Annotated in this window: 14 protein-coding genes; 2 read left to right on the forward strand and 12 right to left on the reverse strand. The window is 72.8% G+C overall.

Translation table 11 applies throughout. From position 1 onward, the window contains the following. Positions 1–7 precede the first annotated feature (7 nt). From BEK98_RS23155 to pdhA, 7 genes are read right to left on the reverse strand one after another with little or no spacing between them, the layout of a single operon-like run. The gene (locus BEK98_RS23155) at positions 8–988 is read right to left on the reverse strand and encodes an NAD(P)H-quinone oxidoreductase (protein WP_094218567.1); all 981 of its coding nucleotides are present in this window, start codon (positions 986–988) and stop codon (positions 8–10) included. Between the two features lie 47 nt (positions 989–1,035). Continuing rightward, on the reverse strand, positions 1,036–2,133 hold the full coding sequence (locus BEK98_RS23160) for a potassium channel family protein (RefSeq protein WP_094218568.1): 1,098 nt from the start codon (positions 2,131–2,133) through the stop codon (positions 1,036–1,038). After that, on the reverse strand, positions 2,130–3,485 hold the full coding sequence (locus tag BEK98_RS23165) for a molybdopterin molybdotransferase MoeA (protein WP_094218569.1): 1,356 nt from the start codon (positions 3,483–3,485) through the stop codon (positions 2,130–2,132). Before BEK98_RS23165 ends, BEK98_RS23160 begins: the two co-directional genes overlap by 4 nt. Then, complete coding sequence (locus BEK98_RS23170; protein WP_094218570.1) at positions 3,482–4,372, reverse strand: NTP transferase domain-containing protein; 891 nt, start codon at positions 4,370–4,372, stop codon at positions 3,482–3,484. The genes BEK98_RS23165 and BEK98_RS23170 overlap by 4 nt, the downstream gene beginning before the upstream one ends. Before the next feature lie 46 nt (positions 4,373–4,418). Then, entirely contained in the window at positions 4,419–5,744 is a 1,326-nt protein-coding gene (locus BEK98_RS23175) for a dihydrolipoamide acetyltransferase family protein (RefSeq protein WP_094218571.1), read from the reverse strand. Continuing rightward, the gene (locus BEK98_RS23180; protein WP_094218572.1) at positions 5,744–6,748 is read right to left on the reverse strand and encodes an alpha-ketoacid dehydrogenase subunit beta; all 1,005 of its coding nucleotides are present in this window, start codon (positions 6,746–6,748) and stop codon (positions 5,744–5,746) included. Before BEK98_RS23180 ends, BEK98_RS23175 begins: the two co-directional genes overlap by 1 nt. Next, positions 6,745–7,890, reverse strand: coding sequence for a pyruvate dehydrogenase (acetyl-transferring) E1 component subunit alpha (gene pdhA / locus BEK98_RS23185; RefSeq protein WP_094218573.1), 1,146 nt, complete (start codon positions 7,888–7,890; stop codon positions 6,745–6,747). Before pdhA ends, BEK98_RS23180 begins: the two co-directional genes overlap by 4 nt. Positions 7,891–8,065: 175 nt before the next feature. Between pdhA and BEK98_RS23190 the strand changes: the two genes are divergently transcribed. Further along, positions 8,066–8,560 (forward strand): Lrp/AsnC family transcriptional regulator, encoded by a 495-nt coding sequence (locus BEK98_RS23190; RefSeq protein ID WP_425276622.1) that lies wholly within the window; start codon positions 8,066–8,068, stop codon positions 8,558–8,560. 35 nt (positions 8,561–8,595) lie between these two features. On the opposite strand, the gene BEK98_RS23195 is transcribed toward BEK98_RS23190, so the two are convergent. After that, a complete protein-coding gene (locus BEK98_RS23195) occupies positions 8,596–9,183 on the reverse strand; it encodes a TetR/AcrR family transcriptional regulator (protein ID WP_094218575.1) in 588 nt (195 codons plus the stop codon). Then, positions 9,180–10,694, reverse strand: a complete 1,515-nt coding sequence (locus BEK98_RS23200) for a 3-hydroxyacyl-CoA dehydrogenase (RefSeq protein WP_094218576.1) — start codon at positions 10,692–10,694, stop codon at positions 9,180–9,182. The genes BEK98_RS23195 and BEK98_RS23200 overlap by 4 nt, the downstream gene beginning before the upstream one ends. Positions 10,695–10,854: 160 nt before the next feature. On the opposite strand from BEK98_RS23200, the gene paaN reads away from it, so the two are divergent. Then, the gene (paaN, locus tag BEK98_RS23205) at positions 10,855–12,546 is read left to right on the forward strand and encodes a phenylacetic acid degradation protein PaaN (RefSeq protein WP_094218577.1); all 1,692 of its coding nucleotides are present in this window, start codon (positions 10,855–10,857) and stop codon (positions 12,544–12,546) included. Here paaN and BEK98_RS23210 read toward each other — a convergent pair. The 3 genes from BEK98_RS23210 to BEK98_RS23220 are packed head-to-tail and all read right to left on the reverse strand — an operon-like array spanning position 12,543 to position 15,324. Then, on the reverse strand, positions 12,543–13,307 hold the full coding sequence (locus BEK98_RS23210; protein WP_094218578.1) for a TrmH family RNA methyltransferase: 765 nt from the start codon (positions 13,305–13,307) through the stop codon (positions 12,543–12,545). The two genes, paaN and BEK98_RS23210, sit on opposite strands and share 4 nt — an antisense overlap. Next, positions 13,304–14,521: an HTTM domain-containing protein gene (locus BEK98_RS23215; protein ID WP_094218579.1), complete on the reverse strand. Its 1,218-nt coding sequence runs from the start codon at positions 14,519–14,521 to the stop codon at positions 13,304–13,306. Before BEK98_RS23215 ends, BEK98_RS23210 begins: the two co-directional genes overlap by 4 nt. Further along, positions 14,518–15,324 (reverse strand): DUF5819 family protein, encoded by an 807-nt coding sequence (locus BEK98_RS23220; RefSeq protein ID WP_094218580.1) that lies wholly within the window; start codon positions 15,322–15,324, stop codon positions 14,518–14,520. The genes BEK98_RS23215 and BEK98_RS23220 overlap by 4 nt, the downstream gene beginning before the upstream one ends. Positions 15,325–15,509 lie beyond the last annotated feature (185 nt).

Genomic DNA, 15,509 nt, shown 5'->3' on the forward strand with positions numbered 1-15,509 from the left:
ATCGGCCCTACGGCGCCACCAGCAGCACCTTCCCGATGTGGCCGCTCGCCTCTACCACCCGGTGCGCCTCGGCGGCCTCCGGCATCGGCAGCTCGCGGTCGACGACGGGGCGGACCTGTCCCGCGGCGAGCAGGGGCCACACATGCTCGCGTACGGCGGCCACGATGGCCGCCTTCTCGCTCAGCGGCCGGGCCCGCAGCGAGGTCGCGCTGATGGCGGCCCGCTTGTTCAGCAGGGCGGCGATGTTCAACTCACCCTTGATCCCGCCCTGCATGCCGATGATCGCGAGCCGCCCGTTGACGGCGAGGGCCTGGACGTTGCGGTCCAGGTACTTCGCGCCCATGTTGTCGAGGATGACGTCGGCGCCCGCGCCGTCCGTGGCCTCCCTGATCTCGGCGACGAAGTCCTGTTCGCGGTAGTTGATCAGCACGTCCGCGCCCAGCTCGGCGCAGCGCTCCAGCTTCTCCTTCGTCCCGGCGGTCACCGCGACCTTGGCTCCGACGGCCTTGGCCAGCTGGATCGCCATCGTGCCGATACCGCTGGAGCCGCCGTGCACCAGCAGGGTCTCGCCCGGGCGCAGATGGGCGACCATGAAGACGTTGGACCAGACCGTGCAGACCACCTCGGGCAGCGCGGCCGCCCCCGTCAGGTCGACGCCACCGGGCACGGGCAGCAGCTGCCCGGCCGGAACGACGACCTTCTCGGCGTAGCCGCCGCCCGCGAGCAGCGCGCACACCTCGTCGCCGACGGCCCAGCCGGAGACCCCGGGGCCGAGCGCGGCGATCCTGCCGGAGCACTCCAGGCCGGGGTACGGGGACGCGCCGGGCGGCGGGTTGTAGAAGCCCTGCCGCTGCAGGATGTCGGCACGGTTGACGGCGCTGGCCACCACCTCGACCAGCACCTCGCCGGCGCCGGGCACCGGATCGGGCACCTCGTCCCACACCAGCGCCTCGGGCCCACCAGGTTCGGGAATCGTGATCGCATGCATGCGCGCGACGCTACTCCCCGCCGGTGTCCTCTCCGGGGCAGCCCCGCTCAGTCGCGGGGCAGCGGGCGGGGGTGCGGGGCGACCCGGGCGCCGGGGGTCGCACGGACGATGGTGATCAGGCGGTCCGTCAGCTGGAGGGTGCCGATGGACGGGTCGTCGTAGCCGAGCACCCGGTGCCCGCGTACGACGCTCACCACGAGGTCGTCCGTCTCGCGCGGGGACTTGCCCGCCTCGGCCCTGACCACCGGGCGTTCGATGAGGTCGAGCCCGCTGCCCTGCTGGATCAGGTCCTCCATGACCATGCCGGCCGCGGGACTGAGCACGGACAGGCCGAGCAGCCGGCCGGCCGCGCCGGAGCTGGTGATGACGGCGTCGGCACCGGACTGCTTGAGCAGCGGCGCGTTCTCCTCCTCGCGCACGGCGGCCACGATCTTCGCGCTCCGGTTGAGCTGCCGGGCGGTCAGGGTGACGAGGACGGCGGTGTCGTCGCGCTGCGGGGCGATGATGATCTGCCGTGCCCTGTGTACCTCGGCGCGCCTGAGCACCTCGCTGCGGGTGGCGTCACCTATGACGCCCGCGAAGCCCTCGGAGGTCGCCGCGTCGATCACCTTGGAGCTGGGGTCGACCACGACCACCTGCTCCTTCTTCAGTCCCGTCGCGCAGACGGTCTGGACGGCCGACCGCCCCTTCGTGCCGAAGCCGACGACGACGGTGTGGTCGCGCAAGGTGGACCTCCAGCGGTTCAGACGCCATTCCTCCCGGGTGCGCTCGGTGAGGACCTCCAGCGTGGTGCCGACCAGGATGATCAGGAACAGCACGCGCAGGGGTGTGATGACGAAGATGTTGGTGAGCCGGGCGCCGTCGCTGACCGGGGTGATGTCGCCGTACCCGGTGGTGGAGAGGGTGACGGTCGCGTAGTAGAACGCGTCGAGGAGGTCGACCGAGCCGTCGGCGTTGTCGTTGTAGCCCTCGTGGTCGGCGTAGACGATCAGCGCGGTGGCGATGAGCACCGCGAGGGCCATGAGCAGCCGTTTGGCGACCTGGCGGATCGGGCGGTCCACCACTTTTCTCGGGAGTTTCACCCGATGGGTCACCAGATGCTCGTCCGCTTGGCGGGCGATGGCGTCATGGCCCGGAAGTTTCACGTGAAACACACCCCGATTCCGGCCGCCGCCCAGGGCAGGTCCAGCAGCTCCGTCTCCTCACCCTGCCGAGCCCCGCCCGGCGGTACGACGGCCAGCGCGTCGGCGGCGGCGATCCCGCGCAGCATGGCCGGGCCGTTGTAGTGCAGCGGTGCGGCACGGTCGCCGCGCAGCACCACGGGGACGAGCCGGGTGTCGTACGGATGCCCTTGCACCGCTTCGCCGAGCGGCAGCGTGTACGGCTCGGGCGCGGGGCGGGCGGCGAGGGTGCGCAGCAGCGGCTCGGCGAGCGTGAGCAGGCCGGAGACGGCCGCGAGGGGGTTGCCGGGCAGGCCTACCAGGTGCTGGTTCTCCTTGGTGCGGGCCAGCAGCATGGGGTGGCCGGGCCGCACCTGGACGCCGTCGACGAGGAGTTCGGCGCCGATGCGTTCCAGGGTGGGGTGGACATGGTCGACGGGTCCGGCTGCGGTGCCGCCGGTGGTGACGACGAGGTCGGCGCCGGAGCTGGTGAGCGCCTTACGCAGGGCTCTGGCGTCGTCACCCAGTCGGCGTACGGCGGTTACCTCGGCGCCCATCGCGCGCAGCCAGGACGGCAGCATGGGGCCGAGCGCGTCCCGGATCAGCCCATCGTGCGGGAGTCCTTCGGTGAGCAACTCGTCGCCGAGGACGAGGACTTCGACGCGGGGGCGGGGGACGGCGGTGACGGTGTCGTATCCGGCGGCCGCGGCGAGGCCCAGGACGGCCGGGGTGACGAGGGTGCCGACGGGAAGCAGCTGGTCGCCGTTGCGGCACTCCTGGCCGCGCGGGCGGATGTCCTGGCCGTGGCTGACCTCTCGGGTGGCGTGCAGGCGGCCCTGGGTGTCGGTGCGGCCGTGTTCGGTGCGCAGGACGGCGGTGGTGTCGGCCGGGATGCGGGCGCCGGTCGCGATGCGGACCGCCTCCCCGTCGGTCAGCGGCCCGGGCTGCGCGTGTCCGGCGAGCACACCCTCGTCCCGGACCTCCCAGGGGCCCGGTCCGGCCACCGCCCAGCCGTCCATCGCCGAGGTGTCGAAGGAGGGCAGGTCGGTGAGCGCGTCGAGGGGGGCGGCGAGGACCAGGCCGAGGGCGTCGGCGAGGGAGACCGAGACGGGGGCGCGGCGGCCGCCCGAGCGGGCGGCGCGGGCGGCGATATCGCGGGCGTGGGGCCAGGGGGTGGCCTGGTGCCGCTCGTGCCGCTGCCCGCCCCGAGCGGCGGAGCCGGATCCGGGGCCGGTGCTGTCGTCCTTGGGTTCCCTCACGAGGGCCAGTGCCTCCTCGACGTCGAGGTCGTCGCTGTCCTCGGCGGGCGCTTCGGCCCGGATGCCGGGGGCCGTCATCCGGCGTCCGGGGCGGATGCGCCCCCGCTGTTCTCTTCCTCCCAGCGCAGCGCCAGTGCGGCGGCCTTGCGAGCGGCCTCGGCTACGGCTTCGGGGCCGCCCTTGCCCTGGGCAGCGGCGTAACCGACGAGGAAGGTGGTCAGGGGCGCGGCCGGCCGGGCCACGCCGTGGGCGGCGTCACGGGCCAGGTCGAGCAGCACGCCGGTGTCGACGTCCAGGTCGATGCCCAGCTCGTCCTTGACTGCGGAGATCCATTCATCCAACACGTGCCCATGCTCCCTGATGCGTGCCCTGGCGTTGGCGATGTCGTCCCAGGTGTCGCAGTCGAAGGACGCGAGCGGGTCCGGGACGCGGGTGAGGTCGAGGGCGCCGGTCAGCCGGCGCAGGGGCAGGCCGGTCAGGCCGTCGGGCCCGGCCCCGAGGGCGGTCAGTTCGCGGCGCAGGGCGGCGGTGCGGTAGGCGGCCACGAGCGGCTGGTCGCGGCCGTCGGCGTCGGTGAGCAGCGCGCCGTCGGCGTCCGCCGCCCGCAGGACGGTCAACAGCCGCTCCAGCGTGGCCGCTTCGAGGAACGGCAGGTCGGCGGAGAGGACGACGGCGTGCTCGGCGGTGCTGAGCCTGAGGCCGGCCTCCAGTGCGGCAACCGGTCCGGCGCCGGGCGGTTCCTCACGCGCCCAGCGCACCGGGCGGGCGGTGGGCCGGGGGTCGGCGACGACGACGGTCGTGGCCGCGCCGGCGCAGGCCGCGAGCACCCGGTCGAGCAGCGCGCGCCCGCCGACCCGCAGTCCGGGCTTGTCGGCCCCGCCGAGCCGCCGGGCGGCGCCGCCCGCCAGCACGACGGCGTCGTACGGCGGGGCGGTCCCGGGGGCGGCGGGAGCGTTGTCGGTCACCCCCCGAGTATGTCCTGACTCCTCCTCCTTCCGGCCCTTGCGTGCGTCACAGGGTGCGCAGCAGCACCGCCGGATGTTCCACGCAGTCCGCCACGTACCGCAGGAAACCGCCTGCCGTGCCGCCGTCGCACACCCGGTGGTCGAAGGTGAGCGAGAGCTGGACGACCTGGCGCACGGCCAGCTCGCCCTCGTGCACCCAGGGCTTGGGGACGATGCGGCCGACGCCGAGCATGGCGGCCTCGGGGTGGTTGATGATCGGGGTGGAGCCGTCGACGCCGAAGACCCCGTAGTTGTTCAACGTGAAGGTCCCGCCCGTGAGTTCCCCGGGCGTCAGCGTCCCGGTCCGGGCGGCCTCGGTGAGCCGGGCGAACTCCGCGGTCAGCGACTCGGCGTCGCGTGCGTGGGCGTCCCGGACGACCGGCACGACCAGCCCGCGCTCGGTCTGCGCGGCGAACCCGAGGTGCACATGGTCGAGCTGGACGACCTCGCGTGCGCCGGTGTCGACGTACGAGTTCAGCTCGGGGAAGCGGGCGAGGGCGGCGGTGGTGATGCGGGCGAGCACGGCGAGGAGGGAGATCTTCGGTCCTCCGGCCGCGTTCATCGCCGTCCGCGCGCGCATGAGTTCCGTCGCGTCGGCGTCGACCCAGCAGGTCGCGTCGGGGATCTCCTGGCGGCTGCGGGAGAGCTTGTCGGCGACGGCACCGCGGACGCCCTTGAGGGGGATGCGGATGCCGTTGCGGACGGGGGAGACGCGGGCGGCCGGTTCCGCTGCCACGGGGGCGGGGGCGGGGGTGGTCCTGGCCCGCAGGGCGTCCTCCACGTCGGACCGCAGGATCAGGCCTTCGGGGCCCGAACCGGACAGCTGCCGCAGGTCGATGTCGTTGTCCCGGGCGAGCCGGCGCACCAGCGGGGAGATCACGGGGACGGGGCCCTCGGCGAGCACAGGCACCGCCGCGGGGGCGGGGACGGGCGGTGCCGGAGCGGGTTCCTTCGCCGTCCCGTTGGCCAGGGACGCCGACCGCACCCTCCGGCGCCGGGCCGGCGCTTCGGAGGTGCCGTATCCGACCAGAACGTTGCCCGATCCCGCGGTGTCCCCGCCCGTTGCCTGAAGGGCCTGAGGGGCCTGGGGGCCCACCGCCACCGTCAGCAGGGGGGCGCCGACGGGCAGTTCCGTGCCCTCCTCGCCGAAGCGGGCGGTGATCACCCCGCCGTAGGGGCAGGGGACCTCGACCATCGCCTTGGCCGTCTCGACCTCCACGACCGGCTGGTCGACGGCGACGACGTCGCCGACCTGCACCAGCCAGCGGACGATCTCCGCCTCGGTGAGGCCTTCGCCGAGGTCGGGGAGCTTGAACTCCAGCACCTGTGCCATCAGCCCTCGGCCTCCCACTGCAGGCGCGCCACGGCGTCCAGGATGCGGTCGACGCCGGGCAGGTGGTGCCGCTCCAGCATCGGCGGCGGATAGGGGATGTCGAAGCCGGCCACGCGCAGCACCGGTGCCTCCAGGTGGTGGAAGCAGCGCTCGGTGATGCGGGCCGCGATCTCGCCGCCGGGGCCACCGAACCCGGTCGACTCGTGCACGACGAGTGCCCGCCCGGTGCGCCGTACGGCCGCGCAGACCGTCTCGTCGTCGAACGGCACCAGGGAGCGCAGGTCGACCACTTCCAGGTCCCAGCCCTCCGCCCGGGCGGCCTCGGCGGCCTCCAGGCAGACCGGCACGGACGGGCCGTAGGTGATGAGTGTGGCGCTGCTGCCCGGGCGACGCACCACCGCGCGCCCGATGGGCTCGACGTCCGTGGGGTGCTCGGGGTTCCAGGAGTCCTTCGACCAGTACAGCCGCTTGGGCTCCAGGAAGACGACCGGGTCGTCGGAGGCGATGGCCTGGCGCAGCAGCCCGTAGGCGTCGGCGACGGTCGCGGGTGTGACGACGTGCAGGCCCGGGGTGGCCATGTAGTAGGCCTCGGAGGAGTCGCTGTGGTGCTCGACGCCGCCGATGCCGCCGCCGTAGGGGACGCGGACCGTGATCGGCAGGGGCATCCTGCCGCGGGTCCGGTTGCGCATCCGGGAGACATGGCTGATCAGCTGCTCGAACGCCGGGTAGGCGAAGGCGTCGAACTGCATCTCCACGACCGGGCGCAGGCCGTACATGGCCATGCCGACGGCGGTGCCGAGGATGCCCGCCTCGGCCAGCGGGGTGTCGGTGCAGCGGTCCTCGCCGAACTCCTTGGCGAGTCCGTCGGTGACCCGGAAGACTCCGCCGAGGGTGCCGACGTCCTCACCCATGACGTGCACGGTGGGGTCGGCGGCCATCGCGTCGCGCATCGCGCGCGTGAGGGCCTGCGCCATGGTGGCGGGCTTGACGGCGACGGTGGTCATCGAAGGTCGCCTTCCTGGTCGTCCTGCTCCGCCTCCAGCTCGGCGCGCAACAGGGCGCGCTGCTCGCGCAGTTGCGCGGTGGTCTCGGCGTAGACGTGGTCGAAGAGGTCCATGGGGTTGAGTTCGGGGTCCCGGTTCATGCGTTCACGCAGGTCCGCGGCCATCTCCTCGGCGTCCTGCCGGGCCGCCTCGAGGCCGGCGTCGTCGAGCAGGCCGCGCGCGGTCAGCTCGTGTTCCAGCAGCTGGATCGGGTCGTGCGCCCGCCAGGCCTCGACCTCGGCGTCGCCGCGGTAGCGGGTGGCGTCGTCGGCGTTGGTGTGGGCCTCGATGCGGTACGTCACCGCCTCCACCAGGGTCGGGCCGCCGCCCGCGCGGGCATGCCGTACGGCGTCGCTGAGCACCTCGTGCACGGCCGCCGCGTCGTTGCCGTCGACCAGCCGGCCCGGCATGCCGTAGCCGACGGCCTTGTGGGCCAGGGAGGGCGCGGCGGTCTGCTTGGCGAGCGGGACGGAGATGGCGAAGCCGTTGTTCTGCACCAGGAAGACCACCGGTGCCTGCCAGACGGCGGCGAAGTTCAGGGCCTCGTGGAAGTCGCCCTCGCTGGTGCCGCCGTCGCCGACCATGGCGAGCGCGACCACGTCGTCGCCCTTGAGGCGGGCAGCGTGGGCGAGGCCGACGGCGTGCGGGAGCTGGGTGGCCAGCGGGGTGCTGAGGGGGGCCACGCGGTGCGCGTACGGGTCGTAGCCGGTGTGCCAGTCGCCGCGCAGGAGGGTGAGGGCCTCCACGGGGTCCACGCCGCGGGCGACGGCGGCGAGGGTGTCGCGGTAGCTGGGAAAGAGCCAGTCGCGCTCCTCCAGGGCCAGGGCCGCGGCGACCTCGCAGGCCTCCTGGCCGGTGCTGGAGGGGTAGACGGCGAGGCGGCCCTGCTTGGTGAGCGCGGTGGCCTGGGCGTTGTACCGGCGGCCGCGCACCAGCTGGGCGTACAGCCGGCGCAGCAGATCCGGGTCGGACTTGGCGGCCGCCTCGGTGCCGAGGACGCGGTAGGGCTCGGCGTCGGGCAACAGCGGCGCGGGGTCCATACGGGGCTGCCAGGCGGGCGGCGGCGATGGCCGGTACGCGCCTCGCTGCTCCATGACCGTCATGACGGCACCTCCTCGTGGGAGCGGCTACGGGAGGCGTGTCGGCTGTGACCCGCCTCACCTACCGATTGTTCGGTCGTCGGCACATTTTGGCTACAGGCCCCTTCAGGCTGTGGACAAACGGTTCTCCACAACCTGCAATGAATGCAGGACGTCCACGGCGATGAAGCGGGGGGACATGGCAGCTGAACAAATGGCCGGTGGACCGCAGGACGGCACCGCCCTGCCGCCGCGTCCGCTGGACGCCATAGACCAGGACATCCTGAAGATCCTCCAGGCGGACGGCCGCGCGTCGATACGGTCCGTCGCCGAGCGTGTACACGTCTCCCGCGCCAACGCCTACGCGCGCATCAACCGTCTCGTCGAGGACGGCGTGATCAGGGGGTTCAGCGCCCGCGTCGACCACGAACGGGCGGGGCACGGTACGTCGGCTTACGTCACCCTGAAGATCGTCCAGAACACCTGGCGCACGGTGCGCGAGCAGCTCAGACAGCTGCCCGGCGCCTCCCACATCGCTCTGGTGGGCGGTGACTTCGACGTCCTGCTCCTGGTGCACGCGCCCGACAACAGGGCGCTGCGCGAGCTGGTGCTGACGCGGCTCCAGGCGATCCCCGAGGTGCTCAGCACCCGCACGCTGCTGGTGTTCGAGGAGGAGGACCTGGAGCCGACCTGAGCCGCTGGTTCCGGCGCAGCCAGTGCCCGGCGCAGCTAGTTCTGGCGCAGCCCCGAGAAAGCCAGCCGGACCACCGCGTCGGCCACCTCGGGGCCGCTGGCGCCGCGGGTGTCGGGCCGGTACCACTCCACGATGGAGTTGATCATTCCGAAGACCAGCCGGGTGGCCAGCCGCACCTCCACGTCGCCGCGTACGTCACCGTCGGCGGCCGCGGCCTTCAGCAGCTCGGCGACCTGGTGGTCGAAGTCGCGGCGCCGCTCCAGGGCCCAGCGCTCGGTCTCGGTGTTGCCGCGCACGCGCAGCAGCAGCGTGACGTAGGGCAGCTCGGATATGAGCACCTCGACCATGCGCCGTACGACGTGCTCCAGACGGTCCACGGCGCGCCCCGCGCGCGCGTGCTCTTCTTCGAGAATCCCGAACAGGCCGTCCAGCGCCCGGCTGACGGCCCGGCGCAGCAGTTCCTCCTTGCCGCTGACGTGGTGGTAGATGGACGACTTGGAGATACCGGCCGCCTTGGACAGGTGCTCCATGGAGGTGCCGTCGTAGCCGCGCTCGTTGAAGACCTGGACGGCGACGGAGAGCAGCGTCTCGGGGGTGTACGTGTCGCGCTTGGCGGTGGTCATGAGGTGCTCTCCCGCTTGTCGGTGGCGTACGCGTGCCGGTAGAGCGCGAGGGACGGTGCGTACCGGCCGGAGGGATCGCGCAGATGCAGGTCGTCCAGCAGGTCGTAGGCCCAGCCGCGGCCGAGCCTGCGGCTCCATTCGAAGGGGCCGAGCGGGTAGTTGACGCCGAGGCGCATCGCGGTGTCGATGTCCTCCTCGGTGGCCACGCCCTTGGCGACGGCGTCGTGCGCGAGGTCCACGATCCGGGCGACCGTGCGGGCGACGATCATGCCGGGGATGTCGCCGATGACGCTGACGTCCTTGCCGAGCTCCTGGAAGAGGCCGATGGCCTCGGTGAGGGTCTGCGCCGCGGTGTCCTGGGAGGCGGACAGGGCGATGCGGGTGGCCCTGCGGTAGTCGAGGGCGAGGTCGAAGTAGACGACGTCGCGGAACTCCACGGAGGTCTGGCCGTCGGCGAGGACCAGCTGGCCGCCGCTCGGCAGCACCAGGCGGGTGCCGCTGTCCTCGTCCTCCTCGCGGACGTCGATGCCCGCCTCACGGATCAGCGTGAGCAGTTCGGCCGCCGGGCCCAGGCCGCCCTCGGCGACGACGTAGGCGGGCGGCTGCTCCTTCTCGGCCGTGTGCGGCTCGGGGCGCTCGGCGCCCTCGGCGTGGTCGTACCAGCCGTGCCCGCTCTTGCGGCCGAGCCGCCCGGACTCGACCAGCCGGCGCTGGGCCAGCGAGGGCGTGAAGCGGACGTCCTGGAAGAAGGACTGCCACACCGAGTGGGTGACGGACTCGTTGACGTCCTGCCCGATCAGGTCGGTCAGCTCGAACGCGCCCATCCGGAAGCCGCCCGACTCGCGCAGGACGGCGTCGATGGTGGCCGGGTCGGCGGCCTGGGCCTCGTAGACGGCGAAGGCCTCGGCGTAGAACGGCCGGGCGATCCGGTTGACGATGAACCCGGGGGTGTCCGCGCAGGCCACCGGGTTCTTGCCCCAGGAGCGTGCGGTCTCGTACGCGCGCGTGGCCGACGTGACGTCGGTGGCGAACCCGGAAACGACCTCGACCAGCGGCAGCAGCGGGGCCGGGTTGAAGAAGTGCAGGCCCAGGAAGCGGCCGGGGTTGGCGAGGGCACCGCCGATGGCCGTCACCGACAGGGACGAGGTGTTGGTGGCGAGCAGACAGTCGTCGGTGACGATCTCCTCCAGGTCGCGGAAGAGCTGCTGCTTGACGTCCAGCCGCTCCAGGACCGCCTCGACGACCAGGGCGCAGTCGGCCAGCTCGGCGAGGCTGTCCGCGGGCGTGAGCCGGGCGCGGGCCGCGTCCCGGTCGGCGGCGGCGAGCCGGTCCTTCGCCACGAGCCGGTCGAGCCGCGCGCCGATCGCTTCGGCCGCCTCCCGGGCGCGCCCGGGCACGGTGTCGTAGAGCCGCACGGGGTGGCCGGCGACCAACGCGACCTGGGCGATGCCCTGGCCCATGGTGCCGGTGCCGACGACGGCCACGGGGCTGCTGAGGTCGAGTGCTGTCATGTGCGCGATCCTCCCGCACGACGTTGTCCACAGATGCGGCAGGCCCCCTTGTCCCGACCGATCGTTCGGTTACTCTAGCTCTGACCGCCTTTTCCCGCCTCTGTTTCCGCCCAGGTCATGAACTCGACGAAGAGTTCTCCAGACGAGGAGTTGGTCCCGCATGGCCGCCGAACTGACCGCGCACGAGCTGATCGCGAAGCACCGGCCCACTCTCGACCAGGCCCTGGAAGCGATCCGCACGCGCGCGTACTGGTCCCCGCATCCCGAGCATCCCAAGGCTTACGGCGAGCACGGCAGCCTGGACGCGGCGGCGGGCAAGGCCGCCTTCGACGCCCTCCTCGGCACCCGCCTCGACCTGGGCCAGCCCGGCACCGACGACTGGGTGGGCGGCGAGGTCTCGCCGTACGGGATCGAGCTGGGCGTGACCTACCCGCACGCGGACGTCGACGTGCTGCTGCCCGCGATGAAGGCCGGACAGCGCGCCTGGCGGGACGCGGGCGCGGAGACCCGTGCGGTGGTCTGCCTGGAGATCCTGAAGCGGATCAGCGACCGGACGCACGAGTTCGCGCACGCGGTCATGCACACCAGCGGACAGGCCTTCATGATGGCCTTCCAGGCCGGCGGCCCGCACGCCCAGGACCGCGGCCTGGAGGCGGTGGCGTACGCGTACGCGGAGCAGGTCCGCACGCCCGAGACGGCGGAGTGGACCAAGCCGCAGGGCAAGCGGGACCCGCTGGCGCTGACCAAGCGGTTCACGCCGGTCCCGCGCGGCATCGGTCTGGTCATCGGCTGCAACACCTTCCCGACCTGGAACGGCTACCCGGGCCTGTTCGCCTCCCTGGCCACCGGCAACGCGGTCCTGGTCAAGCCCCACCCGCGCGCGGTGCTGCCGCTCGCGCTGACCGTGCAGGTCGCCCGGCAGGTCCTCGCCGAGGCGGGCTTCGACCCGAACCTGGTGGCGCTGGCCGCCGAGCGCCCCGGCGAGGGCATCGCCAAGACGCTCGCCCCCCGCCCCGAGATCCGGATCATCGACTACACCGGTTCGACCTCCTTCGGCGACTGGCTGGAGGCCAACGCCCGCCAGGCGCAGGTCTACACGGAGAAGGCCGGCGTCAACACGGTCGTCGTGGAGTCGACCGGCAACTACAAGGGCATGCTGTCCAACCTGGCCTTCTCGCTGTCCCTGTACAGCGGCCAGATGTGCACCACCCCGCAGAACCTGCTCGTCCCGCGCGACGGCATCCGCACCGACGAGGGCCCCAAGACCTTCGACGAGGTGACCGCCGACCTCGCCCGCGCGGTCGACGGCCTGCTCGGCGACGACGCCCGCGCGAACGCCCTGCTGGGCGCGATCGTCAACCCGGACGTCAAGGCCCGCCTGGAGGCGGCGGCCGGCCTCGGTGAGGTCGCCCTGGCCTCCCGCGAGATCAGCAACCCGGAGTTCCCGGGCGCGGTCGTCCGCACCCCGGTGATCGTCAAGCTGGACGGCGCCAAGCCGGACGACGAGGCCGCCTACATGAACGAGTGCTTCGGCCCGGTCTCCTTCGCCGTCGCGGTCGACTCGGCGACCGACGCGGTGGAGCTGCTGCGCCGCACGGTCCGCGACAAGGGCGCCATGACGGTCGGCGCCTACACCACCGACCAGGACGTCACGCGGGCCATCGAGGAGGTCTGCCTGGAGGAGGCCGCCCAGCTGTCCCTCAACCTGATCGGCGGGGTGTACGTGAACCAGACGGCCGCCTTCTCCGACTTCCACGGCTCGGGCGGCAACCCGGCGGCGAACGCGGCCCTCACCGACGGCGCGTTCGTGGCCAACCGCTTCCGGGTGGTGGAGGTCCGCCGAGAGGCCTAGGAAGGCCGGGAAGCCGTGGGTGCGCCCCCGGTCGCACTCCAGTGGTACAGCGTCATGGCCACGCTGGTGGCCAGGTTGTAGCTGGAGACCTGGGGGCGCATCGGCAGTGCCAGCAGATGGTCGGCACGCGCGCGCAGCTCGGCCGACAGGCCGCTGCGCTCCGACCCGAAGGCCAGCACGGCGTCGTCCGGCAGCTTGGTGCCCCGGATGTCGTCGCCCTCCGGGTCGAGGGCGAACAGCGGCCCGGCGGGCAGTTCCTCGACCTCGAGCCGCTCCACGGCGGTCGCGAAGTGCAGCCCCGCTCCGCCGCGCACCACGGTGGGGTGCCAGGGGTCGAGGGTGCCCGTGGTGACCACTCCGGTCGCCCCGAAACCGGCGGCCAGCCGGATCACGGCCCCGGCGTTGCCGAGGTTGCGCGGGTTGTCGAGGACCACGATCGGCGCGGTCCGGGGTGTGTGGGCGAGCGCCCGCAGACTGGCCTCGCGGGACGGCCGTACGGCCAGGGCGGCCACGCCCGTCGGATGGGGGCGCGGGACGAGCGAGGCGTACGTCTCCTGCGGCACCTCCGTCAGGAGGGCGTCCAGGGTGTCCCTGACGTCCCCGGCCAGCTCGTCGGCGAGGGCGAGCGCCGCCCGCCGGTCGGTGGTGACCGCCACCGGCACCTGAGCGCCGAAGCGCAGCGCGTGCTTGAGGGCGTGGAAGCCGTCGAGCAGCACGGCTCCGCCGGCGCTCTCGCGCCAGCGGATCACAGGGTCGGTCATGCGGTGAACCCTACGCGTCCCGGAGTGCTCTCCTCCGGGGCGCGCTGCGGCGGCAGCGTGAGGTCACCGTCGCCGCGCCGTACCAGCCGTCCCCACGCGCGTGCCGCCCAGCCGCCGAGCAGCAGCAGGAAGGACGTCGGCAGGAAGACCGCGTCCGCGGTGATCATCGCCAGCGAGAAGAAGGGCAGGCCGAGGACGACCGCGATCACGGCGTGCTCGGTCATCATCAGCACCAGCAGGACGTTCTTGACCCGCCGGTTGAACAGCGTGAACGGGAAGGCGACCTGCACCATGACCGTCCCGTAGGTCACGAGCATCATGATCGTGCCGCTGGAGGACATCAGGTCGGCCAGGGCGGGCCACGGCGAGAAGTAGTCCAGGTGGAGCGGGTAGTAGACGGCGGTGCCGTCCTGCCAGCGCGAGCCCTGGATCTTGTACCAGCCGGCGGTGGAGTAGATCAGGCAGGCCTCCGCCATGATCACGAACAGGGCGCCGTTGTGCAGGACGTTGGCGATCACGTCCAGCAGGATCCGCGGCTCCTGCGACCTCGCCCGGCGCTGCACGGCCCACCACAGGCCGAGCCCCACCCATACCGTCCACAGCAGCGCCGGCACGAGCCGGCCGTTGTCGAACCGGCCGGCCAGCGTCGCACCGACGAGCACGAGCCCGAGCACCAGCCACAGCACCGGTCCCACCCGGTCGGGGCGAACCCGCTCCCCGCGCGCGCGTGCCGCCTCGCCGCGGGCCGCCCGTCGCGCGTCCAGCGACCACACCTGGCCGCAGCGCGTGAACACCAGGTAGAGGGACATCAGGTGCAGGACGTTGTCGCCGCCGTCACCGACGAAGACGCTGCGGTTCTGCAGCGACAGCACACCGACCATGAACAGCACGGAAGCGGTCCGGGTGCGCCAGCCCAGCAGCAGCGCCGCGCTGGCGAGGATCGCCAGCAGGTAGAAGATCTCGAACCAGGCCTGTCCGTCGGACCACATCAGGGCCGTGAAGGCGTGGTTGTCGGAGGTCAGCTGCTGGGCGAGGTCCCAGCCCCAGGGGCCGTCGGGACCGTACAGCTCCTGGCGGTGGGGGAACTCCCGCAGCAGGAACAGCAGCCAGGTCGTGGCGAAGCCGATGCGGATCACGGCGCTCTGGTACGGGCCGAGCGCCGACTCGGTGACGCGGGCGATGCCGCGCGAGAGCGTCAGGGAGAGACGGTTCACCGGACACCTCCGGCGGCCTCGTCGGCGGCCACCGTCCACCAGGGCAGCAGCCGGTAGACGGGCTTGTCGGAGAGCTTCTCGCGGCTCCACTTCGGCGGCTGCACATTGGTGGTGCTGGAGCGGACCTGCACGCGCTGGATGACGCCCTCCCGGCTGATCGCGTCCCCCCGGTACAGGCGCATCACGACTATCCGGCGCACGTACTGCTCGGAGAGCGCGCCGCGCATGCCCACGGGCCGGTTGTCGGTGCCGTGCGTGGCGACGAAGAAGTCCCAGGCGCGGCGCAGTTCGTTCTGTTCGGTGTGGCTGGGCACCAGGCTGCCGTCGATGGCGGCGCCGTCCTGGGCGGAGAGGTCGTTCCAGCCGGTGGTGCGCAGGCTGCCGTCCTTCATCCGCACCTCGGCGCGGACCTGGACGGCGATGTTCTGCTGCAGCGGGTTCGGGGCGAACAGCTTCCAGTTCTGCTCGAACTCCGGGTACACCCACTCCTCTATCGCCTTGCCGTGCTGCTTGGTCAGGGTGTTCGCCGGCGCGAGGCTCAGGAACACCATTCCCAGATGCACACAGGCGGCGACAGCCACCACCGCGAGCGCGACCGCGGCGCCGACCTGGTAGCGGGGGGAGAGGGCGGCGACGCCGGTGCGGGGGGCGGGGGGCGGGGACTCGGCAGGCGGGGAGCCGTCGGGGTCGCCCGGGGCCTCCCGGACCGGCCCCTCGTGGTGCTCGGGGTCCGGCGGGCGACGCGCCCCGGTCGACCCGTCGGGCCCCCGCCGGGCCTGCGAGTCCTCGTCGTACACGTCCATTCCGCCCCGTCCCCCGCTTTCGATCGGCCGCCCCGGCACCGTCACAGGCGCCGCGCTCTTCCCGAGCGCCACTCCTCGACACTCGCACGGAACGGTACTCAGCACCGGCCGTCCGGCGCAGCCCCGGGTACGGGCCGGGTCAGTGGCCCTCGCCACGCCGTGCCGCCCACCCACGGTTATCCACA

Origin of the sequence: Streptomyces diastatochromogenes (assembly GCF_002242805.1) — a bacterium.
GTDB lineage: Bacteria > Actinomycetota > Actinomycetes > Streptomycetales > Streptomycetaceae > Streptomyces > Streptomyces diastatochromogenes.